Below are 24,881 nucleotides of genomic sequence, written 5' to 3' on the forward strand. Positions count from 1 at the left end.
TCATGCCGACTGACGATCTTCCCGCCGAGGTCCGCCGGACGGTGGACACGTTCCTGACCGCCGTCGACGAGTCGGCCCCGGGGCTGGTCACCGGCTTCTACCTGGTCGGCTCCGTGGCGCTGGGCGACTTCCACCCCGGCGGCCGTGGTGGCAGCGGAAACGACAGCCGCGCCCCCTCTCGCTCGCCATCGGACTCACCGAATGGTTCCCGGTGTGGGCGGTGCTCGGCGTCAGCCGGCTGCACTGCACCCTCGCCACCGGAGGCATGACCTCCAAGTGTGGCGCCGGCCGGTACGCCCGGAAAACGTTCGACACGCGCTGGCATCCCGTCATCGAGGAGAGCCTGTTCCTGCGCTCCGGCGGCGCGGAGGGGCGGCGCCGCTACCGCAACCCGGTGGCCCGCCGCCGCGACACCCTCGCCTTCCTGGACGTCGCCATCGACTCCGCGCTCGCGTCGGCCGCCGGATCCTGACCCCACCCGCCCCGCCCCGGACCGCGCCGGTCAGCGGCGGATGAGGCCGAGTTCGGTGGCGGTGGCGACGGCGGCGGTGCGCGAGTCGACGCCGAGTTTGGTGTAGGTGCGGGCCAGGTGGGACTTGACGGTGCCCTCGGTCAGGTGGAGGCGCTTGGCGATGGCTTGGTTGGACAGGCCTTCGGCAACCAGGACGAGGACTTCGGTCTCGCGTCGGGTCAGGGCGGTGCCGGGCGTGCGCAGCCGGTTCATCAGCCGCTCCGCGACCGCGGGCGCCAGGGCGGTGCGGCCTGCGGCGGCGGTGCGCACGGCGGCGGCCAGATCCTCGGGGGGAGCGTCCTTGAGGAGGTAGCCGGTCGCACCGGCTTCGATGGCGCGCAGGGCGTCGGCGTCGGAGTCGTACGTGGTCACGATCACGACGCGGGGAGCGCCGGGCCGGGCGGTGATCAGGGCGGTGGCCTCGGCCCCGCTCATTCCTCTGCCGAACTGCAGATCCATGAGCACGACATCGATATCGCCTTCGGCGGCGCGGGCGACGGCGTCCTCGCCGGTGGCGGATTCGGCCGCGATGAGGACACCGGGCTCGGTCTCCAGGACGGCGCGCAGACCGGCCCGGACCACGGGGTGGTCGTCGGCCAGGAGAAGGCGGATGGGAGTGTCGGTCACGGGCGGGCCTCGGGCTCGGCTTGTGCGGCTTCTGCGGCGGGGTTCAGGGGCAACCGGGCGGCCAGGGCGGTGCCGCGGCCGGAGGCGGACTCGATGCTCAGGGTGCCGCCGAGCGCGCGCATGCGGGCGCGCATGGCCGCCAGGCCGAAGCCGCCGCTTTCGGGGTCGGGGGCGGGCAGCCGCTCGGGGTCGAAGCCGGTGCCGTCGTCGACGACGTCCAAGGTGATGTGGTCGCCGAGGTAGCCCAGGGCGACCTCGACGGTGGTGGCGTGGGCGTGGCGGACCGTGTTGCCGAGGGCGGACTGGGCGACGCGCAGCAGGGCGATCTCCTGCGCGGTCGGCAGCGGGCGCGGCGCGCCGGTGAGCTGGAAGCGCGCGGTGATCCGATGGCGGGCGCCGGTGGTGGCGCACAGGCGCTCCAGCGCCCCGGCCAGGGTGGTGCCGTCCAGGGCGGGCGGGGAGAGGGCGGCGACGAACCGGCGGGCCTCGGCGAGGTTGTCCACGGCGGCCTGGCGGGCCGCCTCCACATGGCGGGCGGTGGCGTCGGGCCGGTCGGGCAGGGAACGTTCGGCGGCGCGCAGGAGCAGCTGAATGCTGGACAGGCCCTGGGCGAGGGTGTCGTGGATCTCCCGGGCCAGCCGCTCGCGTTCGGCCAGCACGCCGGCGGTGTGCTGGGCCTCGGCCAGATCGGCGCGGGTGGCGGTGAGTTCCTCGATCAGGCGTCTGCGGTGTTCGCTCTCCCGGTACAGGGCCTGGTATCCCCACACCACCGCCACCGCGACGGCGGCGCCCAGCGCGGGGCCGATGGCCACGGCCGCGCTGAAGGCGTGCTGGTGGGCGGCGAAGGCGGTGATCGCGGCGAGGGCGGTCGCGGCCACGGCGGCCAGTCCGGCGCGCCGGGGGAGCAGGTGGAGCTGGAGGAAGTACAGGGGGAACGCGACCCACACCCCGTCGGGGGACAGCGCGAGCAGCAGCAGCCACCCGGCGCCCACGGCGGCCAGCCACCCGGAGGCGGCCCGCCGGGAGAGGCGGACGCGGGGCAGCAGCGGCCCGGCCGCGTACACCGCGGCGCACACGATCGCCGCGGCGACGACCCACCCCCAGTACGGGCGGCCGTCGGTCACGGCACGGGCGCCGGCCAGGGCGAGCAGGCCGACGACGAGCAGGTGCAGGCACCAGGTCAGGGCCCGGGTGGTGGGGGTCAGGGCAGGGGCAGCAGTGTTCACAGTCCTTCCAGCCTACGGAGGCCGCCCCGACGTGACCTCCATCGAAAGGTGGAACCCGCCTGCCGCCATTCGGCCCGCGAAGTGCCGTCCCTGGCCGGATGCCCGGCCGGACGGCCGGCGGGGATGGTGGTGACACACCGCTTCCACCACCGGAAAGGGCAGGCCAAGGCCGTGTTCGTCGCCTGGAGAGACCTGAAGTTCGCCAAGGGGCGCTTCGCCCTGATGGCCACCGTCATCGTGCTGATCACCCTGCTTGTCGGTCTCCTGTCCGGGCTGATCGCCGGGCTGAGCAGGCAGAACGTCTCCGCGATCACCGGTCTGCCCGCCGACCGGATCGCCTTCGCGGCTCCCGCCGACGGGCAGGACCTGTCGTACGCCGACTCCACCGTCACCGAGAAGCAGTGGCGGCGGTGGGCGCGGACACCCGGCGTCACCAGGGCCGAACCGCTGGGCATCGCCACCACCAGGGCGACCGCCGGTGGCATCAGCGCCGGGGTCTCCGCCTTCGGCGTCCAGCCCGGCTCCCGTCTCGCCCCGGACAGCGACAAGATCGACGATCACGCGGTGGTGCTGTCGGCCCCGGCCGCCGACGACCTCGGTCTGAAGCCCGGCGACAGCGTCACCCTGACCGGGCAGCGGCTGACGGTGGCCGCCGTGCGGGGCGACGCCTACTTCAGCCACACCCCCGTCATCTGGACCAGCCTCGACGTCTGGCGGAAGGCCGCGCCGCCCACCGGCGACGGCGACGGCCCGACCGCGACCGTGATCGCCCTGGACACGGCCTCCGGCGCCGACCTGACGGCGGCCGACCGGGCCGCGGGCACCAAAACCGTCTCCAGGGAGGACTCGCTGTCCGCGATCGGCTCCTACGCCTCCGAGAACGGCTCCCTGCAGCTCATGCGGGGCTTCCTGTTCGCCATCTCGGCGCTGGTCGTCGGCGCCTTCTTCACCGTCTGGACCATCCAGCGCAGCGGTGACATCGCCGTCCTCAAGGCCCTGGGCGCGGCCACCGCCCACGTCCTGAAGGACGCCCTCGGCCAGGCCGCCGTCCTGCTCGTCGGCGGCACCCTGCTCGGCACCGGCATCGCGGTCGGCGTCGGCGCCGCCGTCGCCGACTCGGCGGTGCCCTTCGTCCTCACCCCCGCCACCGTCCTCGTGCCGGCCGCCGTGATCATCCTGCTCGGCGCGCTCGGGGCCGCGCTGTCCATCCGCCGCATCACCTCCGTCGATCCGCTGACCGCCCTGGGGAGCGCCCGATGAGCCTGAACCTGACCGACATCACCCTCACCTACCCCGACGGCGACTCCCGTCTGACCGCTCTCGACCGTGTCACCCTGGACGCGCCCCGGGGCAGCCTGACCGCCGTGGTCGGCCCCTCCGGCTCCGGCAAATCCAGCCTGCTGGCCGTCGCCGCCACCCTCATCGGCCCCGACGCCGGCACCGTCACCATCGACGGCACCAGCACCACCGGCATGACCCGCGGCGAACTCACCGGCCTGCGCCGCCGCGCGATCGGTATCGTCTTCCAGCAGCCCAATCTGCTGCCCTCCCTCACGGCGGCCGAACAACTCCAGGTCATGGCCCACATCGGCGGCCGCCCCGCGGCCAGGGCCCGCGGCCGGGCCATGGAACTGCTCGACGCCGTCGGCCTCGCCGACCACGCGCACCGCCGCCCCCACCAGCTCTCCGGCGGCCAGCGCCAGCGCGTGAACATCGCCCGCGCCCTGATGAACGACCCCACCGTTCTGCTGATCGACGAGCCCACCAGCGCACTCGACCACGAACGCGGGGCCGCCGTCATCGACCTGATCACCCGCCTCACCCACCAGCGGGCCACCGCCACCGTCCTGGTCACCCACGACCGCACCCACCTGACCGCCGTCGACCGGATCGCCGAAGTCCACGACGGACGCCTCCGTCTCCAGAGGGGCGACCTTGCCACTCGGGGGACCGAAGCCTAGAGTGAATGCGCTTACAATCCGTATGCGCGCGCATACCAAGCCACTTCGGGAGTCCTTTTACGTGAGCGCTGCCCCCACGGTGTACGACGTCGCCGAACGGTCCGGGGTCTCCATCGCGACCGTGTCCCGGGTCTACCGCAACCCCGACGCCGTCCGCGCCCCGACGCGGGAGCGGGTGCTGGCGGCGGCCCGGGAACTCGGTTACGTGCCCAGTGGCAACGCCCGTGGGCTCGCCAGCCGTTCCACCGGCATCCTCGGCCTCTGCTTCCCGGACTACTCGGACCCGGACGCGGAGGCGGGCGAGGCGGAGGACGAGGACCCGGCCATGCTCTATTCCGATCAGATCATCCGCGGCATGGAGCGGGCCGCGCGCCGCCACGGTTACGCGCTGCTGATCGCCGCGTCCCTCGAGGGAGGGCCGGAGAGCCTGGTGGCCAAGGTCGCCGGGCGCGTCGACGGTTTCGCGGTGCTCGCCCGTACGGTGCCGACCGAGGAGCTGGAGGTGATCTCCCGCCGTCAGCCGGTGGTGATGCTGGCCGGGCCCCGCGAAGGCGACGACCACTTGGACCACTTGGACCACGTCGAGGTGGCCAATTTCGACGGTCAGAGGGAACTGACCCGCCACCTCATCGAGGACCATGGCCTGCGCCGCCTCGCCTACATCGGCTCCGCGGAGGAGTCGCCGGACGTGGAGGCCCGTTTCCGCGGGTATCTCGCCGCCTGCCGGGCCGGGGGAGTGGAGGTCGGCGACGAGCCCGACCTGCGGGTGGGGATGATGACGCAGGCCGAGGGCGCGCGCGCCGCGGACGTGTTGTGCGCCCGGGACGGCGAGCGCCCCCAGGCCCTGGTGTTCGCCAATGACCAGATGGCCGTCGGGGCCCTGCACACGCTGGAGCAGCGAGGCCTCCGGGTTCCGGACGACGTGGTGGTGACCGGCTTCGACGGCATTCCCCTCAGCCGTCTGGTGCGCCCGGCGCTGACCACGGTCCGTCAGCCCATGGTGCGCCTGGGGGAGGCGGCGGTGGACCTGTTGGTGAAGCGGCTGAGCGGCGCCCGCGACGCGGAGCCGGTGTCACTGATGCTCCCCGTGACGGTCGTGCGCCGCGGCAGCTGCGGGTGCGGCGAGGGGGAGGGCGGGAAACCGGGCGTCCGCTGACGTGGCGCGCCGGCTCGGCCGGTCCGTGGCGTGGGCGGCGCGTCGGCGTGTTCCGCCGATGTCATGCCAGGTGCGTGGCGAAGAACTCCGCCGTGGCCGCCCGCAGCGCCTGTGCCTCGGAATCCGCCCCGTCGTAGGCGACATGGCCGGCCTGGAGGACGTGCAGTTCGCGTGGCCCGGAGAGCGCGTTGTACACCGCGAACTGGCCCGGCGGCGGTACGGCCGGATCGCGGAGGGCGGGGGCGACCAGCACCGGGGCGGTGGTCCGCGTGGCGGCGGTGGCCGCGTCGTAGTAGGCGAGGACATCGAGGACGCCGGGGTGCTCCCGGTGGTGGCGGCGCACGGCCTCGCCGCTGCCGACGCACGGAAGCGTCAGGCGCAGCGGGTGGTTGCCGAAGGTGGGCAGCCGTAGCCGCGCCGCCGCGAAGCGCTCGTCCCACGGCAGCGCGAGAGCGCCCAGCCCGCCGCCGAAGCTCTCGCCGAGATATCCGAGTCCGCGGCCGGAGAGCGCCGGGACCAGCTCGATCAGCGCCGAGGCCGCGCACCACAGGTCCGCGACGCAGTCGCCGATGATGTAGCCGTCGCGCGAGTCGATGCCGTGCACCACATGCTCATCGGCGACGCTCGGCACCCCCGGGCGCAGCCCCTTGACCGGCATGCCGGACACGCACGGCAGGATCGCCGCGGAGGCGGGCAGGGGAAGGGGGACGTCGGGACCGGCCTGGTCGCGACCGCCGTAGCCGTGGCCGATCACGAAACCGTGGCGCACCGGCGCACCGTCGGCGGGCAGGACCAGCCAGCCGCCGCACCGGCCGCCCGTCGAGGTGTAGGACACGTCGAGGATCCGCACGCCGTCGCGCTCCTCGACGAGGGCGCCGACGCGGGGCTCCGGCTCGACCCGGCGAGCCGCCTCGTATCGGGCGCGCCAGAAGCTGTCGAAGCCGACGGGGGCGGCGGGGGCCGCGATCCGCAGCAGTTCGTCGAGTGTCCACCCGTACGACGGGTCGAAAGGGAAATCGTGCACGAAGCGCGGCATGCGGTGATCCTAGATCACCCTCGGTCGGCCCTTCGCCACGCGAAGAGGGTGGATCCGAGGCCCTTCCCGGGGTGTTACGGGAGTGTGATCAGAGCCCCTCTTGCACATTCCGGAGTGGTTGCCACACAGTGATGTATGCGCTTACAGGCAGCGCATACATCAGGAACGCTCGAGGAGGAGCAGCCCATGCACCACGCCGCCAGAACCGTTTCATGGGCCCTTGCGCTGGCGTCTGCTCTCACTCTCACCGCATGTGGTGGCTCCGGCGGGGGCGATGTCGCCGCGGGCGACAAGCAGACCCTGACGGTCTGGGCCATGGGCACAGAGGGCGAGAAGCTCGCCGATGTCGCGAAGGCGTACGAGAAGGCGAACACCAACATCACCCTCAAGGTGACCCCGGTCGGCTGGGACGTGGCCCACCAGAAGCTGGTCGCGGCGGCCGCCGCGGGCAGACTTCCCGACATCGTGCAGATGGGCGGGAGCTACATGGGCGAGTTCGCCGACATGGGCGTCCTGGAGCCGGTGGACACCAAGGTCTTCAAGGAGGGGGACTTCTTCCCGGCCGCGTGGAAGCAGAGCACGGTCGACGGGAAGACGTACGGGGTGCCGTGGTACGTCGACACCCGTGTCCTCTTCTACCGCACCGATCTCGCCGAGAAGGCCGGGATCGACAAGCCCCCCGCCACCATGGCCGACCTGCGGGCGATGGCCGAGGCGTACCAGAGCAGGGCCGGCACCAAGTGGGGTCTGTCCATCCAGCCGGGCGGCCTGGACACCGTCCAGAGCTTCTACCCGTTTCTCTACTCGGCCGGTGGCGAGATCGTCAGCGAGGACGGCAAGGCCGTCGTCAACAGCCCCGAGGCCGTCAAGGCCTTGGAGAACTACGGCAGTTACTTCAGGAAGGGCCTGAGCGAGAAGTCGGTACGTCCCGGATACGACGTGACGAAGGACTTCAACAAGGGATCCGTCCCGATGTTCTTCGGCGGCCCCTGGATCATGGGTCTGCTGGACGACAACTATCCGGATCTCAAGGGCAAGTGGGGCGTGGCCAACGTACCGGTCGACAAGGCCTCGGTGTCGATGGCCGGCGGATCCAGCCTGGCCGTCTCCGCGGACAGCAGCCACAAGGCCGCGGCCCGGAAGTTCATCCAGTACCTCACCGACCCCAAGGGTCAGGCCGACTGGTACGACCGCACCCGTGACCTGCCCGCCAACACCGAGGCGTGGAAGAGCGGGAAGTTGGCCACCGACCCCGGCCTGGCGGTGTGGCGCAAGCAGTTGGAGACCGCGAAGGCCGCCCCGGTCCAGCTGAAGTCGACCGAGATCACCTCGAAGGTCGACACCGCCATCGAGTCGGTCACCCAGGGCAAGTCCTCCGCCAAGGAGGCCCTGGACAAGGCACAGTCCCAGATCCAAGGCCTCGTGAAGTAGCCGCCATGTCCCTCACCACCGGACCGGCCGCGGGTGGCGCGGCCGCAGCGAAGACACCGAGGCCGCCCATCGCCGAGGTCTCGACGGGGAAGCCGGGGCGGGGCGCGGGCCGCAGCCCCGGAGGGCGGCGGAACCTGGCCGGCTGGCTGTTCTCCACCCCCTTCCTGGTGCTGTTCGGCGTCTTCATGCTCTTCCCCATCGTCGCGACGCTCCTCATGAGCTTCACCGACTTCGGGGCGCGCGACGTGACCCGCCCGCTGGAGGCCGAGTTCGTCGGCCTCGACAACTACCGGAACCTCTTCGAGGACGACACGTTCCGCACGGCGCTGTTCAACACCGCCTGTTTCGTGGTCGCCGGGGTCCCGCTGACCATCCTGCTGGGGCTGCTGGTCGCCCTTCTGCTCAACAACGGAATCGACCGGGCCCGGACCTTCTTCCGCGTCGGCTTCTACGCTCCCGTGGTCACCACCATCGTCGCGGTGGCCGTGGTCTGGCGCTTCGTGCTCGACCCCTCGGACGGCCTGGTCTCCGGCATCGCCTCCGAACTCGGCATGACCGCACCCGACTTCCTCGGCTCGGAGACCTGGGCGATGCCGTCGCTGATCGCCATGGCCGTCTGGCGCAACCTCGGCACCGTCATGGTGCTGTTCATCGCGGGCCTGCAGGCGATCCCCACCGAGGTGCGGGAGGCCGCGCGGCTCGACGGCGCGGGAGCCTGGCAGGAGCTGCGCCGGATCACCGTCCCGCTGCTGCGGCCGACCATGCTCTACGCCACGGTCATCACCACCATCGGCTACCTCAACGTCTTCGAGGAACCCTTCGTCATGACCCAGGGCGGGCCTTCGAACGCCACGATGACCGTCTCCCTGGACATGTACCGCGAGGGCTTCAACTTCTTCCACATGGGCTATGCGAGCGCGATGGCGTATGTGCTCTTCGTCGTGATCATGGGTGTCACGGCGCTCCAGCTCCGTCTGCTGAAGGACAACACCCGATGAGCGCCCACCCCGCGTCCGTCCGGACCACGAAGTCCCACGAACGCCGCTTCCGCGGGCCGTTGCTGTACGCCGTTGCCTCACTGGGACTGCTGGTGATGGCCGCGCCCTTCCTCTGGATGGCGCTGTCCGCGTTCAAGACGAAGAAGGACCTGACGGCCAGCCCCCCGGTGTGGCTCCCGTCCGAGTGGACCCTGAGCAACTTCAGCGCGCTGCTCGACCAGTTGGACATGCCGCGCTACTTTGTGAACTCGCTGGTCGTGGCCGTGCTCGTGACCGTCAGCAACCTGCTGTTCTGCTCGATGATCGGCTACGCCCTGGCGAAGCTGCGCTTCTCCGGCCGCTCCAAGGTCTTCGGGATCGTCCTCGCCGCGCTGATGGTGCCGGGCAACCTGATGATCCTGCCCCTGTACGTGCTGATGAACAAGCTCAGCCTCATCGACACGTACGCCGGACTCGTCCTGCCCTTCGCCGCGAGCGCCTTCGGGGTCTTCCTGATGCGGCAGTTCATGCAGTCCATCCCCGACGAACTCCTCGAGGCGGCCCGGATCGACGGCGCCGGCGAGTGGTACATCTTCTGGCGCATCGTGCTACCGCTGGTCAAGCCTGCCCTGGCGACGCTGACGATCTTCACGTTCCTCGGTTCCTGGAACAACTTCATCTGGCCGCTGATCGCCACCAACGATCCCGACAAGTACACGCTTCCCGTCGCCCTGGCCACCTTCGCCAACGACCCCAACCGCACGGTGGGCGGTGGCAACGGCATGCTGATGGCGGGCTCCCTGCTGGTCATCCTGCCCGTACTGCTCGTCTTCGCGGTGCTGCAGCGCCACTTCACCCAGGGCATCGCGACCGCCGGCATGAAGTAGCCGGCGCGCCGCCCCCACCTCCCACCGGGCGCCGGGCCACCCTCCTCCGGCCCGCCCGGACCCGCGAGACGGGCCCGGCTCCGCACACACCAGAAGGACACAACGGACGATGACCCAGACGACGACGCGTTTCCCCGACGGCTTCCTGTGGGGCGCATCCACCGCCGCACACCAGATCGAGGGCAACAACGTCAACAGCGACTGGTGGCGCAGGGAACACGACCCCGCGGCCAGGATCCAGGAGCCGAGCCTGGACGCCTGCGACAGCTACCACCGCTGGGAGCAGGACATGGACCTGCTCGCCCGACTCGGCTTCACCGACTACCGCTTCAGCATCGAGTGGGCCCGCATCGAACCGGTCCCCGGCACCTTCTCCCGGGCCGAGACAGCCCACTACCGGCGGATGGTCGAGGGCGCCCTGGCGCGTGGCCTGCGCCCCATGGTGACGCTGCACCACTTCACCGTGCCGCGGTGGTTCGAGGACCTCGGCGGCTGGACGGCCGACGGCGCGGTGGAACTCTTCGCCCGGTACGTCGAGGGGTGCGCGCCGGTCATCGCCGAAGGGGTCCGCCATGTGTGCACCATCAACGAACCCAACATGATCGCCGTGATGGCGGGCGCCGCCAAGGCCGGCGACCAGGGCTTCCCGCCCGCCGGGCTCCCCACGCCCGACGAGGAGACCACCCACGCCGTCATCGCCGCCCACCGCGCCGCGGTCGAGGCGGTCCGCGCGATCAACCCGGACATCCAGGTCGGCTGGACCATCGCCAACCAGGTGTACCAGGCGCTGCCCGGCGCCGACGAGCTCACCGCCGCCTACCGCCACCCCCGCGAGGACGTGTTCATCGAGGCCGCGCGGGGCGACGACTGGATCGGCGTCCAGTCCTACACGCGCACGAAGATCGGTGCGGAGGGCCCCATTCCCGCGCCCCCGGACGCCGAGCGCACGCTCACGCAGTGGGAGTACTACCCGGCCGCCGTCGGCCACGCGCTCCGCCACACCGCCGAGGTCATCGGCCCCGACATGCCGCTGATCGTCACCGAGAACGGCATCGCGACCGACGACGACACCCGCCGTGTCGACTACTACACCGGTGCTCTCAGCGAGGTCGCCGCCGCGCTCGAGGACGGTCTCAATGTCCACGGCTACCTCGCCTGGAGCGCCCTGGACAACTACGAGTGGGGCTCCTACAAGCCGACCTTCGGCCTCATCGCGGTCGACCCCGTCACCTTCGAACGCACCGCCAAGCCTTCCGCCGTCTGGCTCGGCGGCCTCGGCCGCAGCCGCGAGCTACCGCGCGTCACCGAATAGTCCGCCCCTCATGGGCCCGGCGCGGCCGAGCCCTCCCCTGAACGCGGGAGCCGGTGGGCCCCTGACCCCCATCGGCTCCCGTGCCCGCTCGCGCGCCACACGCGCCGACCTCGCTCGTCCCGCCTGTCCGTCTCCAGGAGTTGGACCCGCATGAACCGTCGCACCTTCCTCACCGCCGCCACCGCGGGAGCCGCAACCGTCTGCGCCGGAGCCCCCGCGGCCCGGGCCGACGCGCCCCTGACCACCGCGGACACCGAGTTGCTGGGGACCTGGTTCGCCTCGACGTACCGCTCGATCGCGGCCATGACCACCGACTTCGGCCTGACCGCCGACAAGGCCGACGTGACCGGCACGGGCACGCCCGTCCCCTCACGGCAGACCTCGCCGACGAACATCGGGTGCGGGCTGTGGTCCACGGCCGCCGCGGGCGGACTCGGCGTGATCTCCGGCGCCACCATGCACCACGAGCTGACGCGCATGGTCACGGCGGTGGAGAAACTCGAGCGGGCCCACGGCTTCTGGTTCAACTGGTACGACGCGCACAACGGGTCGGTCCTCACGACCTGGCCGGAGACCGGGGACCCGGTCCGCCCGTTCCTGTCCACCGTCGACAACGCCTGGCTCGTCACCGGCCTCAAGATCGCCGCCGATGCCGATCCGACGCTGCGCCCCCGCATCGCGCGGCTGCTCGACGCCGCCGACTGGTCCTACTACTACACGCCCTACGACCCCGCCGACCCCGTGACCGGCCCCGGCCAGCTGCGCGGCGGGTTCTGGCCGGACAAGCCCGGCAAGGGGGAGCCCACCGGCCACCACTACGGCGCCCTGAACACCGAGCCCCGCATGGCGAGCTACCTCGGGATCGCCGACGGCTCCCTGCCCGCTGAGCACTACTGGCACCTCTTCCGCACCCTGCTGCCGGGCATGGGCCAGGAACAGGAGCCCGACGGCTCGTACGCCACCGTCGACGGCGTCCGGGTCTGGCAGGGCCACTACACCTACCGCGGTCGCAAGCTCGTCCCCACCTGGGGCGGGTCGATGTTCGAGGCGCTGATGGTCCCCCTGTTCGTGCCCGAGCCGGAGTGGTCCCCGACCTCCTGGGGCGTGACACACCAGCGCTATGTGCGCAGCCAGATCGAACACGGCCTGACGGAGGAGCGGTACGGCTACTGGGGCTTTTCCCCCGCGAACATTCCCGAGGGCGGCTACCGCGAGTACGGTGTCGACGCCATCGGCATGCAGCAGGACGGCTACACCTCCCTCGGCGTCGTCACCCCGCACGCCTCCTTCCTGGCCCTCCCGCAGGCCAGGGGCGCGGCCGTCGCCAATCTGCAGGCCCTCGCACGGGACTTCGGCGCCTACGACGACCGGTACGGCTTCCGCGACTCGGTCAACGTCAGGACGGGCCGCGTCAGCGACTTCGTCCTCGCCCTCGACCAGGGCATGATCGCCGCCGCGCTGGCCCAGCACGTGCGGCCCGGCCTCCTGCAACGCCCCTTCCGCACGGGCGGCTTCGCGTCCCGGATACGTCCGCTCCTCCGTAAGGAGCGCTTCAGCATCTGAGCACGAGTGGCCTGCACGGAGGACCTGCCGGCAAGGGAGAGGGTCCGTACGGCCCTAACAGCGGCCGGGCCGGCGGAGGCACCATGGACTGATGTTCCGCAATGATGGCTTTCGCGTGCTCGATCGGCAGGAGTGCCTGCGCCTGTTGGCCAAGGTGCCGGTCGGCCGTGTCGTGTACACCCGGCAGGCGCTGCCTGCCGTGCTCCCGGTCAACTTCTCCCTGGACACGGACTCCTCCGTGCTGCTGCGCACCTCGGCGGGCTCGGGTCTCGTCCGCGCCATCGACGGGGTCGTGGTGGCCTTCGAGGCCGACGACTTCGACCCCGCCACCCGCTCCGGGTGGAGCGTCGTCGTCACCGGCCGGGCCACGGTGGTCACCCACCCGGCCGAACACGAACGGCTGTCGCGGACCGGCCCGCACTCCTGGGTGGTCACCCACGATGACGTCTTCGTCCGCATCGATTCCGAGATGGTCACCGGCCGGGAGATCACCGGCACGCGCGGCACGGACTGACGGCGAGCGGGGTGCGCACGCCGTGCACCGCTGCCCTGAGCGCACACCCGCGGGCCCGGGCCCGCGGGCGGCCGGCCTCCCGCGGCTCGTGGGCGCTCCACGACGGGGCCGCGCGGGCACGGCGTACACAGGGGTGGGGCGGACGGAGGCAGCCCGGAAGGCGGGCCGGTGAAGACCCGCCTTGGGCATGCGGCCGGGTGTTTCAGCCTTCGGTGTGGGCCAGCCACAGGTCGGGGCCGAAGACCTCGTAGCGGATGCGGCGCGGCGGGATACCGGCCTGGAGCAGTCGGGCGCGGACGGCGCGCATGAAGGGGAGCGCACCGCACAGGTACACGTCGGCGTCGAGGGGCAGGTCCAGGCCTTCGAGGTTCATCAGGCCCGGGCGAGCACCGGCTTCCCCGTCCGCGTCCCGTTCGTACCAGAACTGCGCTCGCGCGTCGGGCAGCTGCGCCACGAGACGGCGGGTGTCGGTGCGCAGGGCGTGGTCGGCCGGAGCGCGATCGGCGTGCAGGACGAGGACCGGGCGGGCCGAGGCGGTGGCGGCGAGGTGTTCGAGCATGGCGACCATGGGGGTGCAGCCGATGCCGGCGGACACCAGGACGAGCGGGGTGCCGGCGTCGTCGAGGACCACGTCTCCGAACGGGGCCGACAGGGTGAGTTCCCCTCCGGCCCGGACGGTGCGGTGCAGTTGGTTGGACACCTCGCCCTCGGGGGCGTCGGCGACGCCCGCCACGCGCTTGACGGTGATGCGGCGCAGCCCGTCTCCGGGGGCGCTGGACAGGGTGTACTGGCGGGTCTGGTGGATGCCGTCGGGCATCAGCACACGGACACTGACGTACTGACCGGCGCGCGCGGGAGGCAGGGGGCCGTCATCGGCCGGGCGCAGCAGGAAGGAGGCCACGTCCGGGGTCTCCTCCCGTCGTTCCACGACGGTCCACTGCCGCCACGGGTGCCGGGGGTCGACCTCGGCCTTCTGGTAGAGGCGGGCCTCCTGGGCGATGAGGGCCCCGGCCATCAGCCAGTACACCTCGTCCCAGGCGGCCGCCGCCTCCGGGGTGAGGGCCTCGCCCAGCACGTCGCCGATGGCGCGGAAGAGGTATTTGTGGACGATCGTGTACTGGTCCTCGGTCACCCCGAGCGCGGCGTGCTTGTGGGCGATCCGGGACAACAGCGCGTCGGGGGAGGTGTCGGGGTCGTCCAGCAGCGCCTGGGCGAAGGCCGCGATCGATCCCGCCAGCGCCTTCCGCTGCTCGCCGCTGGCCTGATTGCCGCGATTGAACAGCCCGTCCAGCAACTGCGGCTGCTCGGCGAACATGGTGCCGTAGAAACGCGCCGTGATGTCGTCCAGGGCCCCGCCCACCGCGGGCAGGGTGGCGCGAATGACAGCGGCCGACTCAAGCGAAAGCATGGCTCTCCTTTTGCAGTGCGGACCCGTGGGGCGGACGGCGCTCACCGCCACAGCAGGGGCCTGTCGTGTGGATCCGACCGGCACATCGATCGTGCCGGTGGCATCGGGGTGTCCCATAGGGCCGAACCTCCCGGGGCGCAGGGGCCCTTCGGGCCGGACCGGCGTGAGGCCCGTCACCGGAGCCTCCGGGCCGAGACGAACGCGAGGGCCAGGAACAGCGCGACGACCCCCGCGGGCACGGTGGCGATCACCAGCCAGTCCCCGCCGTCCTCGGGCCCCGCGGCCACCCGCCACGCCGTCGTGGCCGCCGCGGCGGCCAGACCGAAGCCGATGAGGGCGGCCACGACACAGCGGCCACGCCCGGTGTCGGGCGGGGACTGCCGCAGGCGCAGCCGCGCCCAGTGGCGTGCGGTCTCCCGGCTCTCCCGGCGGCGCTGCTCCGCCGCGCGTATCCGAAAGCCCACCGTGACGGCGGCCCCGGCCGCAGCCGCGGCGGACGGTATCCACCACGCTTCGGCGACGAGCAGCAGGACCGCGACGACCCCCGTGGTGGCCCAGCCGCTGAGGCAGGTCACCGCGGCCCGGTGGTGGGAGAGGGGCCGGTCGGCTCCCGCACGCAGGTCGGCGAGCGCCGGCAGATACCAGACGCAGCCGGACGCGGTCACCGTCGCGGCCCCGAGGGCGAGAACGGCGTGGGACATCGGCTACCTCCCCGCCTCGGGCGCGGCCAACTCCGGATGGTGCAGGTCGAACGCCGGGGACTCGCTGCGGATGCGAGGGAGCCGGACGAAGTTGTGGCGGGGCGGCGGGCAGGAGGTCGCCCACTCCAGCGAGCGGCCGTAGCCCCACGGGTCGTCGACCTCGACCCTCTTGCCGTATTTGGCGGTCTTCCAGACGTTGTAGAAGAAGGGCAGGATCGACAGGCCCAACAGGAACGAGCCGATCGTCGAGACCGTGTTCAAGGCGGTGAAGCCGTCGGCCGCCAGGTAGTCGGCGTAGCGGCGGGGCATCCCCTCGGCGCCCAGCCAGTGCTGGACCAGGAACGTGGTGTGGAAGCCCACTGTGAGCGTCCAGAAGGTGATCTTTCCGAGGCGTTCGTCGAGCATCTTGCCGGTGAACTTCGGCCACCAGAAGTGGAATCCGGCGAACATCGCGTACACGACCGTGCCGAAGACCGTGTAGTGGAAGTGGGCCACGACGAAGTACGAGTCGGAGAGGTGGAAGTCCATCGGTGGCGAGGCCAGGATGACCCCGGTCAGTCCGCCGAAGACGAACGTGACCAGGAAGCCGGTCGTCCACAGCATCGGCGTCTCGAAGGACAGCGATCCCTTCCACATCGTGCCGATCCAGTTGAAGAACTTCACCCCGGTCGGGACCGCGATCAGGAACGTCATGAAGGAGAAGAACGGCAGCAGCACACCGCCGGTGACGTACATGTGGTGCGCCCACACCGTCACGCTCAGCCCGGCGATCGCGATCGTCGCCCCGATCAGGCCCACGTAGCCGAACATCGGCTTGCGGCTGAAGACCGGGGTGACCTCGGAGACGATGCCGAAGAACGGCAGCGCCAGGATGTAGACCTCCGGATGGCCGAAGAACCAGAAGAGGTGCTGCCAGAGCAGCGCCCCGCCGTTGGCGGCGTCGAAGATGTGGGCGCCGAACTTGCGGTCCACCTCCAGCGCGAAGAGCGCCGCCGCCAGCACCGGGAAGACCATCAGGACCAGCAGCGCGGTCAGCAGCACGTTCCACGTGAAGATCGGCGTGCGGAACATCGTCATCCCCGGGGCGCGCATGCAGATGATCGTGGTGATGAAGTTGACCGCGCCGAGGATGCTGCCGAAGCCGGACAGCGCCACCCCCATGATCCACATGTCGGCGCCCGGGCCCGGCGAGTGCGTGGCATCCGAGAGCGGGGCGTACAGGAACCAGCCGAAGTCCGCGGCCCCGCCCGGGGTCAGAAAACCGAACGCCGCGATCAAGGAGCCGAAAAGGAAAAGCCAGTACGCGAGCATGTTCAGCCGGGGAAACGCCACGTCCGGCGCACCGATCTGCAGCGGCATGATCCAGTTGGCGAAGCCGGTGAACAGCGGCATGGCGAACATCAGCAGCATGATCGAGCCGTGCATGGTGAACGCCTGGTTGAACTGCTCGTTCGTCATCATCTGCGTCCCCGGCCGGGCGAGTTCGGCGCGCATCAGCAGTGCCATCACCCCGCCGACGATGAAGAACGCGAACGCGGTGACCAGATACAGCGTCCCGATCTTCTTGTGGTCGGTGGTCGTCAGCCAGTCCGTCCACGACGGCCGTTCGCTCGCCGCCGGTGCCGCCGGTGCCGCCGGTGCTGTCGGTGCCGTGGATGCCGTCCGCCCGGAGATCCCCCCGGGTGTTCCTCCGGATGTCCCCCCGGGCGGCCCCCCGGCCATGGAGGCCGCCGATACCTCCCCAGGAGGCGCGGTCCCCCTCTGCTGTTGCTGCTTCTCGTCCACCGGACGGTGTCCTCCCCTTCTGCGACGGCGCAACGACGAACCGGGAAAGTGCCGCGGGCGCGGGTGTGGACCCGGCCCTTCCCGGCCGCCGCCTCATGATCACCAGCGGGGGACCCGGGGCGGATAGGGCCGAAGAGCCCCGGAACGGCCATCCGACGGGGTCCATCGACCCCTCTTCGCCGCGGCGGGGTCGGATGTCCGCCTCCACAAGGGCTTTCCGTCCCTATCCGCGTCCCCGCTCGGCTCTGGCCCACCGTGGCCGGGCCCGGACAGGATCGATCAGGCCAGTGGTCGGTAAGGAGAAGGGACGGTCAGGGGTGATCGCCGTCGTAGGGCATCCCGATCTCAGCGCGTCGACGCTCGATTGGGCGGAGGAGGAACTATGCTCGCGGCTGGCCGAGTGGGCTCGCGCGGGCGGAGCCGGTCTGGTCCGCGCCGGCAAAGGGCTGCCGGTGGCGTTCGGAAGGGCCGCCCGTAAGGCGGGCCTGGCCCTGGTGACGGTCTTGCCGACGCGGAACGGGGCTCCCGCGCCCTTGGGCGAGCTCGACCGCAAGGCCGCCGGTGAACTGCTCCTGCTCTCGGAGGAGGTGAAACTGGCGGAGTACGACCCCGGGGACCGCGGCGCGTGTGTGAGCATGGACGAGAACTTGCTGCGCAACTGCGCCCGCGTCTTCGCGATCTGGGATGGCTCGCCGTCCACCGGCCGGGACGCCACGGCGCATCTGGTGGCGTACGCGCGCAGTCACGGGGTCGATGTCGAGGTGATCTGGCCACGGGGGGCCGCGCACGGGCCGGTGTGCCGGGAACCACGATGACCGTCCAGCGCCTCGCGCCCTTCGCGGCCCGGGGCCGGGCGGCCCCCCGCAGGGACCGGATGGCCCCTGGGCCGGACCCGGCCCTCCGGCGCACGCTGAGTGCGAAAGGTTCCGGACCCCATTCGAGAGGCAGGCCATGAACACCCCTACCATGCTGCGCGCGCTTCCCGCCGCTCACCGGGGACGGCTGATGCGCTTCGCCCGGGAGGTGTCCTTCCCCCCGGGAACGCGCCTGTTCAACGAGGGTGCCCGCGCGGAGCGGTTCTGGATCATCCGCAGCGGCTCGGTCGAGCTCGACACGTACGTGCCCGGTCGGCGGGCCGCCGTCATAGAGACGCTGGGCCCGAACGAGCTCATCGGCTGGTCCTGGCTGTTCGCGCCGCACGTCTGGCACCTGGGCGCCACGGCGACCACGCCGCTGCGCGCCTACGAATTCGACGCCACGACTGTCCGTCTCATGTGCCAGGACGACCCGGTCCTCGGCCAGGCCGTCACCCAGTGGGTCGGCGAGGTGCTCGCCCACCGCCTGCGTTCCGCCAGGACCCGGCTGCTGGACCTCTACGCCCCGTACGGCGCCGGCAGCGTCGTCTGAGCGGGCGGTGGGCCGGCGGGTTCGACCTCGAGATGGCGGCGGCCGCGTGGCCCCCGGTACTCCAGGGCCTCCCAGCCCAGTCGGCGCAGTGCGGCCACACAGCCTTGCAACGCGTCATGGGCCGCGTACGCGGCACCGCTTCCCGGCGGACCCAGCCACTCGACCCGTACGACACCGGCCCGGTCGGCCGCGCGGACGCGGTATCCGGTGGCGATGCGGCGGCCCTCGGGATCGGTGGCGGACGGCGGGATCCCGGCGGCCTCCAGAGCGAGGGCCACGGCGCGCACGGGCCGGCGCCGTTCCCAATCGGCGGGCACGCCCTCAGGGGCAGCGGCCCCGGTGTTCATCAGCCGCCGGATCTGCAGCAACCCCTCGAACGCCACCCGCACCGCGGCCGCCCGCTCCCGTGCGCTCCCCGCAGGGAGCGCACCGGTGCCGGTAGCCACCTCGAACCCGGCCGGTTCCCGGCCGGCGCCGTCCTCACCCGCCATCCGCTGATCCCTTCAGGCCCCGATGCGCTCGTGCAGAAGGAATCCTGCCGTGCCCGGGGAGAGACGGCGACAACCGTGGTCGAGGGGGTGCGATCCGCTCCGCCCCACGTCTCAGGCCGCGGCGCGTTCGGCGAGTGGACGGCGCCGCAGGGCGGTGTCGGTCAGTGCGCGCGGAGGGAAAGCCGTGCTGGGGTTGTACCGGTTCACCCCGGGCGGCACGATGGCGTCGATCCGGTCGAGGGTCGCGTCGTCCAGGGTGAGCGCGGCGCCCTCGAGCAGGTCCTCGAGCTGCCGCATGGTCCGCGGTCCGATGATCGCCGAGGTGACGGCGGGGTGGGCCACGGTGAAGGCCACGGCGAGTTGCGGGAGGGTGCAGCCGATGTCCGTCGCGAGCTCGATGAGCTGTTCCACGGCGTCGAGCTTGGCGGTGTTCTCGGCGATCGCGGGATCGAAGAACGCCGGGCGGAGCGCGGCACGGCCGGCCGTCAGGTCGACGGGCCGGCCCTTGCGGTGCTTGCCGGTGAGGAATCCGAAGGCGAGCGGGCTCCAGACCAGCACCCCCATTCCGTAGCGCTCGCAGACGGGCAGGAGCGAGGCCTCGATCCCACGGGCCAGAATCGAGTAGGGCGGCTGGGCGGTGCGGAAGCGCCCGAGGCCGCGCAGCTCGGAGACGTGGTGTGCTTCCACGATCTCCTCGGGCGGGAAGTTCGAGCAGCCGAAGGCGCGGATCTTTCCCTGGCGCACGAGGTCGCTGAGCACCGAGAGCGTCTCCTCGATGTCCGTGGAGGGGTCCGGAAGATGGACCTGGTAGAGGTCGATCCAGTCGGTGTTCAGGCGCCTGAGGCTGTCCTCGACCGCCTTGAGGATCCAGCGCCGCGAGTTGCCACTGCGGTTGCGGCCCTCGCCCATCTGAAAGTGGACCTTGGTGGCGAGTACGACATCGTCACGGCGCCCCCGCAGCGCCTTCCCCACGATCTCCTCGGACTCGCCCTGTCCGTACATGTCGGCGGTGTCGACGAAGTTGATCCCCTGGTCGAGGGCGGCGTGGATGATGCGGACACAGTCCTCGTGATCGGGGTTGAAGCCATCCTGGAACATCATGGTCCCCAGGCAGTGGACACTGACCTCGATACCGGTTCTGCCGAGGGCGCGATAGCGCATGGGGATGCTCCCTTACCTAGGTCAATCGATTGCGCGGAGCGACCGAGGCGTCGATCGCACGAGGCACCCTAGGAACTAGACCCGGCTCTAGATCAACCCCCGTACCCTGGCCGGCATGGCTGAGATCACCGCACGTCTGAGCATCGGACAGATCGCCGAACGCACCGGGTTGAGCGTGCACGCGCTGCGCTTCTACGAGCGCGAGGGCCTCTTCGTCAACGCCGTGCGACGCGGGCCCGGCGGGCGCCGCGTCTACAGCGAGGACGACGTGAACTGGCTGACCGTCTGCATCATTCTCCGCGCCTCGGGCATGCCCCTGCCCACGCTTCGCCGATACGCCGACCTCGTCAGAGAAGGCGCCGGTAACGAGCGGGAACGGCTCGAGCTCATGCGCGAGCACCAGGAGAACGTGATCAGCCAGATCGGCAGGCTCAACGAGTCCCTGGACCTGATCAGGTTCAAGGTCGCGGTGTATGAGGACCTTGTCGACCAGGGCAGCGCCGCCCGCCCGTGTCACGCCCCGTCCGCTTCGCCCGACGACGAACGCACGCCGCCGCTCACGCGGTCAGCCGGTGCGGCGGGCGCGTGTCATGGCCAGCCCACCGAGGGCCGTGCCGGTCAGCCCCAGTACCAGGGCCACGAGAGCGCCGCCCAGCCCGTTGCCGGTGCCGAGGCCACCTGAGGCGGTGGCCGCCACCAGCCCGCCGAGGGCCGTGCCGGTCAGCCCTGCCGCGAGCGCCGTCATGGCTCCCCGGCGCCCGGGGCCGGTACGGATACGACCGGCGGAGCGGGCCAGTGCCAGCCCACCGATGCACACACCGGTCAGCGCCAGCAGCGCGGCCACGATGGCGCCCAGCCGCCCGGCGCTCAGGGTGTACACGCCGGCGGCGGTCGGCTGGACCGCGGTGTGCGCGGCAGCCGGTTCGGCAAGCACGGCGACGGTGACGAGAGCCGCGGCGGCCACGGCGAGTACAGGTCGGACAGACATGAGGTGCTCCTTTTCCTCTCGGCCTGGGACATCGACTGATCATGTCCGCCGGACCCACCGGGGGTCGTCGTGCGGACGCGGACAATGCGCGCTGCCGCCGCTGCCGTAGCGGCTGCCGCGGATGCCGCAGGAGCCGCGGAAGTACCGCGTGCGCGGTAGCTCCCCGATCATCCGCGCGCAGGAGTCGCCGGCGCGGACATCCGGCTAGGGTGCGCGCATGAGTACAGGACGGTTCCCCGTCCGGACCGGTGTCCTGGACTGGGCGATCGCCGTCTGCTTGGCGGTGGTGCTGCTGGTCACCGGGGTGTCCGGACAGCACTCCACGACGAGCCTCGACCTGCTGGGGCTCGCACTGCTGGTGGTCGGCGCGCTGGTGCTGGTCGCGCGCCGCCGGGCCCCGGTTCCCGTCCTGGTCGTCACCGGGCTGAGCGCGGTGGGATATCAGGCGGCCGGTTTCGATGTGCCTGCCGTCGCCTACCTTTTCGCCGTCTACGCGGCGGTGCGGGCGGGACGACACGTGGCCACGGTGGCGGCGAGCGTGGTGGTGCTGGCCGCTCTCCCGCTCGCGGCCCTGGCCTCGGGCCTGCACGACACAGGAGAGGCGTTCGCCCGGGCCCGCGGCGCCCTCGAGATGGCCTGGCTGATCGCGGCCGGAGCCGCGGGCGAGGCGCTGCGGCAGGCCGAACGGCGGGCGGACGAGGCCGAGCGCACCCGGGAGGAGACGGCGCGGCGCCGGGCCGACGAGGAGCGGCTGCGTATCGCGCGGGAACTGCACGATTCGCTCACCCATCAGATCTCGGTCATCAAGGTGCAGGCCGAAGTCGCCGTGCACGTGGCCCGCAAACGTGGCGAGGACGTCCCCGAGGCCCTGTTGGCCATCCAGGAGGCCGGACGTGAGGCCGCCCGGGAACTGCGCGCGACGCTGGAGGCACTGCGCGACGACGACACGACCCCGCCGCGTGGGCTCGACGACGTCCCGGAGCTGGTGGAGCGGGCCCGTACCATCGGCCTGGACGCGACGCTGATGATCGAGGGGCAACGACAGGATGTGTCGGCCGCGGTTGACCGGACGGTCTACCGGATCGTTCAGGAGTCGCTGACCAACATCGCTCGTCACGCGGGCTCCGCCACGGCGTCGGTCCGGATCGACTGCCGCCCGGATGTCCTCGTCATACGCGTCGACGACGACGGCAAGGCGACCCCGGCCACCGCCCCCACCCCCGGCCTCGGCCTGCTGGGCATGCGTGAACGCGTCACCGCCCTCGGCGGCCGGCTGCGTGCGGAACCGCGTGGCGAGGGCGGCTTCACCGTCCGGGCCGAACTCCCCGTGGACCAGCCGTCATGATCCGTGTCCTGCTGGTCGACGACCAGCCGCTCATCCGCAGTGGCTTCCGCGCGCTCCTCGATCTCGAAGAGGACATCGAGGTGGTGGCCGAGGCCGCCGACGGGAAGGAGGGCCTGGATCTGGCCCGGGAGTACCTTCCCGACGTGGCTCTCATCGACATCCGGATGCCGGTCGTCGACGGCATCGAGGCGACCCGGCTCATCGCCGCGGACCCTGCCCTGGCCGAGGTGCATGTCGTCATCCTGACCAACTACGGCCTGGACGAATACGTCTTCAACGCCCTGCGCGCCGGCGCCGCCGGCTTCCTCGTCAAGGACATCGTGCCGGACGACTTCCTGCACGCCGTACGGGTCGCGGCCCGCGGCGATGCCCTCCTGGCACCGATGATCACCCGCAAGCTGATCAACAGATATGTCACCCAGCCGCTCGGCAACGGCACGGGAAAGGGACTGGAGGAGCTGACCGGCCGCGAACGCGAGGCCGTGGCCCTGGTGGCGCAGGGCCTGTCCAACGAGGAGATCGCCGGCCGCATGGTGATCACCCCGATGACGGCGAAGACCCACATCAACCGCGCCATGGCCAAGCTCCATGCCCGGGACCGGGCCCAACTCGTGGTGCTCGCCTACGAATCCGGCCTGGTGGCCCCGCGTCGCTTCTGACACCACCGTGCTCGCGCCAGGCCGGGCCGCGGGCGGGGGATGGGCTATCGCGTGTCGCGCGGGCGCGGGTGCGCGGGGTGGTGGTGCTCGGTCAGGGCGGTGAGCAGGCGGATCAGTTCGCCCTGCTGGGCCGAGGTGAGGGGGGCGAGGAGTTCGCGCTGGGCGTCCGCGATGAGCGTATCGAGGAGCTCCAGGCGGCGGCGGCCGGTGGGGGTGAGGGTGATGACGTTGCGGCGGCGGTCGGTGGGGTCGGCCTCGCGGCGGACGCACGCGCCGTCGCCGAGCTCGTTGAGGACGGCGACCATGTCGCTGCGGTAGATGCCGGTGCGGCGGCTGAGTTCGGCCTGGCTGGCCGGGCCGGCCTCGGCGAGGGCGACCAGGACGGCGAAGTGCCACCTGTGGGCGCCTTCGGCGGCCAGGCGCTCACTGACGAGCCGGTCGGCGACGGCCGCGGCCCCGGCGAGCAGACGGCTGGGGATGGTGCGCAGCCGGGCCGGGGCGGGTTCGGGGGTCGGGCTCATGGGGTCCTCCACCATCTTGCGTTAGTTCCACTAACAGTCTACCTTCGTTAGTGGCACGAACGTTTAGTGCCCGAACGAATTACGCCGGAGTGATGACAATGATCAAGCCGTTCCGCATCGACATCCCCCAGGCCGACCTCGACGACCTGGCCGACCGCCTCTCCCGCACCCGCTGGCCCAACGAGGTCGCGGACGCCGGATGGGACTACGGCTTCCCGCTGGCGCGGCTGAAGGAGCTCGCCGAGTACTGGCGCACCGGCTACGACTGGCGCGCGCATGAGGCCGAGCTCAACGAGCTTCCGCACTTCACCACCGAGATCGACGGCCAGAACATCCACTTCGTCCACGTCCGGTCCCCGAAGCAGGACGCGCTCGCGCTGATCCTCACCCACGGCTGGCCCGGGTCGTTCCTGGAGTTCCTCGATGTGATCGAGCCGCTGTCCCGCGACTTCCACCTGGTGATCCCGTCCATCCCGGGCTACGGCTTCTCCGGTCCGACCCATGAGCGCGGCTGGGACGCCGTCCGGGTCGCGCGGGCCTGGGCCGAGCTGATGCGCCGTCTCGGCTACGAGCGCTACGGCGCGCAGGGCGGTGACTTCGGCGCGGGCATCTCACTGGCGCTCGGCGCGGTGGCACCCGAGCAGGTCGTGGGGGTCCACGTCAACTACCTGCCGACCCGGCCGGACCCGGACGCCGGCGTCGAACTGTCCGAGGTGGACGAGGCCCGACTGGACAAGGTCAGGCAGCTGATGGCGAACCGTCCGCCGTACCAGGCCCTTCAGGCCCTCACCCCCCAGACCATCGGCTACGCGCTGACCGACTCGCCGGTCGGCCAACTGGTCTGGATAGCCGAGCGCTTCGCCCACTGGACCGACCCGCGCTCGCGGATCAGCGACGACCGGATGCTCACCGACATCTCCCTGTACTGGCTGACCGCCACCGCGGCGTCCTCGGCACGGCTGCACCGCGACGCTCCGCGGGGGCGGCCCCTGCCGTGCCCGGTGCCGGTGGGCGTGGCGGTGTTCGCCCACGACATCACGCAGTCGGTGCGACCGCTGGCCGAGCGGCTGTACGACATCCGGCACTGGTCGGAGTTCGAGCGCGGCGGCCACTTCGCCGCGATGGAGGTGCCCGAGCTGCTCGCGCGGGATGTCCGGGACTTCTTCCTCACCCGCGTCGAGCACGGCAGGCGGGCCGCCACCCGCTGAGCCGGC

26 protein-coding genes and 1 pseudogene are annotated in these 24,881 nt (G+C 71.5%); 17 read left to right on the forward strand and 10 right to left on the reverse strand.

All coding sequences use genetic code 11. The features are described from left to right. The first annotated feature begins 2 nt into the window (after positions 1-2). A complete protein-coding gene (locus ABFY07_RS00430; RefSeq protein WP_346172869.1) occupies positions 3-269 on the forward strand; it encodes a hypothetical protein in 267 nt (88 codons plus the stop codon). Beyond that, positions 221-472 carry a DUF4111 domain-containing protein gene (locus tag ABFY07_RS00435; RefSeq protein ID WP_346172467.1) on the forward strand — a complete coding sequence of 84 codons (252 nt, stop codon included), beginning with the start codon at positions 221-223 and terminating at the stop codon, positions 470-472. The genes ABFY07_RS00430 and ABFY07_RS00435 overlap by 49 nt, the downstream gene beginning before the upstream one ends. 30 nt (positions 473-502) lie before the next feature. Here the strand turns inward: ABFY07_RS00435 and ABFY07_RS00440 are convergent, their stop codons facing one another. Further along, positions 503-1,138, reverse strand: a complete 636-nt coding sequence (locus tag ABFY07_RS00440; RefSeq protein ID WP_076971737.1) for a response regulator — start codon at positions 1,136-1,138, stop codon at positions 503-505. Then, complete coding sequence (locus ABFY07_RS00445) at positions 1,135-2,364, reverse strand: sensor histidine kinase (protein WP_346172468.1); 1,230 nt, start codon at positions 2,362-2,364, stop codon at positions 1,135-1,137. The genes ABFY07_RS00440 and ABFY07_RS00445 overlap by 4 nt, the downstream gene beginning before the upstream one ends. A gap of 171 nt (positions 2,365-2,535) precedes the next feature. Between ABFY07_RS00445 and ABFY07_RS00450 the strand changes: the two genes are divergently transcribed. From ABFY07_RS00450 to ABFY07_RS00460, 3 genes are all read left to right on the forward strand, one after another. Beyond that, complete coding sequence (locus ABFY07_RS00450; protein WP_346172843.1) at positions 2,536-3,624, forward strand: ABC transporter permease; 1,089 nt, start codon at positions 2,536-2,538, stop codon at positions 3,622-3,624. Then, the gene (locus ABFY07_RS00455; RefSeq protein WP_346172469.1) at positions 3,621-4,325 is read left to right on the forward strand and encodes an ABC transporter ATP-binding protein; all 705 of its coding nucleotides are present in this window, start codon (positions 3,621-3,623) and stop codon (positions 4,323-4,325) included. Before ABFY07_RS00450 ends, ABFY07_RS00455 begins: the two co-directional genes overlap by 4 nt. 61 nt (positions 4,326-4,386) lie before the next feature. Then, the gene (locus ABFY07_RS00460) at positions 4,387-5,481 is read left to right on the forward strand and encodes a LacI family DNA-binding transcriptional regulator (RefSeq protein ID WP_346172470.1); all 1,095 of its coding nucleotides are present in this window, start codon (positions 4,387-4,389) and stop codon (positions 5,479-5,481) included. Positions 5,482-5,542: 61 nt separating this feature from the next. Here the strand turns inward: ABFY07_RS00460 and ABFY07_RS00465 are convergent, their stop codons facing one another. Beyond that, the gene (locus tag ABFY07_RS00465; RefSeq protein ID WP_346172471.1) at positions 5,543-6,517 is read right to left on the reverse strand and encodes an acetylxylan esterase; all 975 of its coding nucleotides are present in this window, start codon (positions 6,515-6,517) and stop codon (positions 5,543-5,545) included. Between the two features lie 186 nt (positions 6,518-6,703). Here ABFY07_RS00465 and ABFY07_RS00470 point away from each other — a divergent pair, with 186 nt between their 5' ends. From ABFY07_RS00470 to ABFY07_RS00495, 6 genes are all read left to right on the forward strand, one after another. After that, positions 6,704-7,948, forward strand: coding sequence for a sugar ABC transporter substrate-binding protein (locus tag ABFY07_RS00470; protein WP_346172472.1), 1,245 nt, complete (start codon positions 6,704-6,706; stop codon positions 7,946-7,948). A 5-nt stretch (positions 7,949-7,953) separates the two neighbouring features. Next, the gene (locus ABFY07_RS00475; RefSeq protein ID WP_346172473.1) at positions 7,954-8,946 is read left to right on the forward strand and encodes a carbohydrate ABC transporter permease; all 993 of its coding nucleotides are present in this window, start codon (positions 7,954-7,956) and stop codon (positions 8,944-8,946) included. After that, a complete protein-coding gene (locus ABFY07_RS00480; RefSeq protein ID WP_346172474.1) occupies positions 8,943-9,812 on the forward strand; it encodes a carbohydrate ABC transporter permease in 870 nt (289 codons plus the stop codon). The genes ABFY07_RS00475 and ABFY07_RS00480 overlap by 4 nt, the downstream gene beginning before the upstream one ends. Positions 9,813-9,921: 109 nt before the next feature. Beyond that, positions 9,922-11,124, forward strand: coding sequence for a glycoside hydrolase family 1 protein (locus ABFY07_RS00485; RefSeq protein ID WP_346172475.1), 1,203 nt, complete (start codon positions 9,922-9,924; stop codon positions 11,122-11,124). 150 nt (positions 11,125-11,274) lie between these two features. After that, positions 11,275-12,687, forward strand: coding sequence for a glucoamylase family protein (locus tag ABFY07_RS00490; protein WP_346172476.1), 1,413 nt, complete (start codon positions 11,275-11,277; stop codon positions 12,685-12,687). A gap of 91 nt (positions 12,688-12,778) precedes the next feature. Next, the gene (locus ABFY07_RS00495) at positions 12,779-13,201 is read left to right on the forward strand and encodes a pyridoxamine 5'-phosphate oxidase family protein (RefSeq protein ID WP_346172477.1); all 423 of its coding nucleotides are present in this window, start codon (positions 12,779-12,781) and stop codon (positions 13,199-13,201) included. Between the two features lie 202 nt (positions 13,202-13,403). On the opposite strand, the gene ABFY07_RS00500 is transcribed toward ABFY07_RS00495, so the two are convergent. The 3 genes from ABFY07_RS00500 to ctaD all read right to left on the reverse strand — a co-directional run bounded on the left by ABFY07_RS00500 (position 13,404) and on the right by ctaD (position 17,032). Next, positions 13,404-14,609: a globin domain-containing protein gene (locus ABFY07_RS00500; RefSeq protein ID WP_346172478.1), complete on the reverse strand. Its 1,206-nt coding sequence runs from the start codon at positions 14,607-14,609 to the stop codon at positions 13,404-13,406. A 173-nt stretch (positions 14,610-14,782) separates the two neighbouring features. Then, a complete protein-coding gene (locus tag ABFY07_RS00505) occupies positions 14,783-15,310 on the reverse strand; it encodes a hypothetical protein (protein WP_346172479.1) in 528 nt (175 codons plus the stop codon). A gap of 3 nt (positions 15,311-15,313) precedes the next feature. Beyond that, positions 15,314-17,032 carry an aa3-type cytochrome oxidase subunit I gene (gene ctaD / locus ABFY07_RS00510; protein WP_346172844.1) on the reverse strand — a complete coding sequence of 573 codons (1,719 nt, stop codon included), beginning with the start codon at positions 17,030-17,032 and terminating at the stop codon, positions 15,314-15,316. Positions 17,033-17,412: 380 nt separating this feature from the next. On the opposite strand from ctaD, the gene ABFY07_RS00515 reads away from it, so the two are divergent. Then, a complete protein-coding gene (locus tag ABFY07_RS00515; RefSeq protein WP_076971723.1) occupies positions 17,413-17,910 on the forward strand; it encodes a hypothetical protein in 498 nt (165 codons plus the stop codon). Between the two features lie 136 nt (positions 17,911-18,046). Beyond that, positions 18,047-18,502, forward strand: coding sequence for a cyclic nucleotide-binding domain-containing protein (locus ABFY07_RS00520; RefSeq protein WP_346172480.1), 456 nt, complete (start codon positions 18,047-18,049; stop codon positions 18,500-18,502). Here ABFY07_RS00520 and ABFY07_RS00525 read toward each other — a convergent pair. Together ABFY07_RS00525 and ABFY07_RS00530 are read right to left on the reverse strand one after the other, a co-directional pair. Beyond that, positions 18,469-18,993 carry a hypothetical protein gene (locus tag ABFY07_RS00525; RefSeq protein ID WP_346172481.1) on the reverse strand — a complete coding sequence of 175 codons (525 nt, stop codon included), beginning with the start codon at positions 18,991-18,993 and terminating at the stop codon, positions 18,469-18,471. The genes ABFY07_RS00520 and ABFY07_RS00525 overlap by 34 nt on opposite strands. Positions 18,994-19,104: 111 nt before the next feature. Next, positions 19,105-20,154 (reverse strand): aldo/keto reductase, encoded by a 1,050-nt coding sequence (locus ABFY07_RS00530; protein ID WP_346172482.1) that lies wholly within the window; start codon positions 20,152-20,154, stop codon positions 19,105-19,107. A gap of 115 nt (positions 20,155-20,269) precedes the next feature. Here ABFY07_RS00530 and ABFY07_RS00535 point away from each other — a divergent pair. After that, a pseudogene (locus ABFY07_RS00535) lies at positions 20,270-20,707 on the forward strand (MerR family transcriptional regulator); the annotation flags it as partial. 12 nt (positions 20,708-20,719) lie between these two features. Here ABFY07_RS00535 and ABFY07_RS00540 read toward each other — a convergent pair. Further along, on the reverse strand, positions 20,720-21,142 hold the full coding sequence (locus ABFY07_RS00540; protein WP_346172483.1) for a DUF6223 family protein: 423 nt from the start codon (positions 21,140-21,142) through the stop codon (positions 20,720-20,722). A gap of 217 nt (positions 21,143-21,359) precedes the next feature. Here ABFY07_RS00540 and ABFY07_RS00545 point away from each other — a divergent pair, with 217 nt between their 5' ends. Beyond that, positions 21,360-22,487, forward strand: a complete 1,128-nt coding sequence (locus ABFY07_RS00545) for a sensor histidine kinase (RefSeq protein WP_346172484.1) — start codon at positions 21,360-21,362, stop codon at positions 22,485-22,487. Then, the gene (locus tag ABFY07_RS00550; protein WP_346172485.1) at positions 22,484-23,146 is read left to right on the forward strand and encodes a response regulator; all 663 of its coding nucleotides are present in this window, start codon (positions 22,484-22,486) and stop codon (positions 23,144-23,146) included. The genes ABFY07_RS00545 and ABFY07_RS00550 overlap by 4 nt, the downstream gene beginning before the upstream one ends. A gap of 44 nt (positions 23,147-23,190) precedes the next feature. Here the strand turns inward: ABFY07_RS00550 and ABFY07_RS00555 are convergent, their stop codons facing one another. Continuing rightward, positions 23,191-23,667: a MarR family winged helix-turn-helix transcriptional regulator gene (locus tag ABFY07_RS00555; RefSeq protein WP_346172486.1), complete on the reverse strand. Its 477-nt coding sequence runs from the start codon at positions 23,665-23,667 to the stop codon at positions 23,191-23,193. Positions 23,668-23,765: 98 nt separating this feature from the next. Between ABFY07_RS00555 and ABFY07_RS00560 the strand changes: the two genes are divergently transcribed. Beyond that, positions 23,766-24,875, forward strand: a complete 1,110-nt coding sequence (locus ABFY07_RS00560) for an epoxide hydrolase family protein (protein ID WP_346172845.1) — start codon at positions 23,766-23,768, stop codon at positions 24,873-24,875. Positions 24,876-24,881 lie beyond the last annotated feature (6 nt).

Origin of the sequence: Streptomyces sparsogenes subsp. cuspidosporus, assembly GCF_039532705.1 — a bacterium.
GTDB lineage: Bacteria > Actinomycetota > Actinomycetes > Streptomycetales > Streptomycetaceae > Streptomyces > Streptomyces sparsogenes.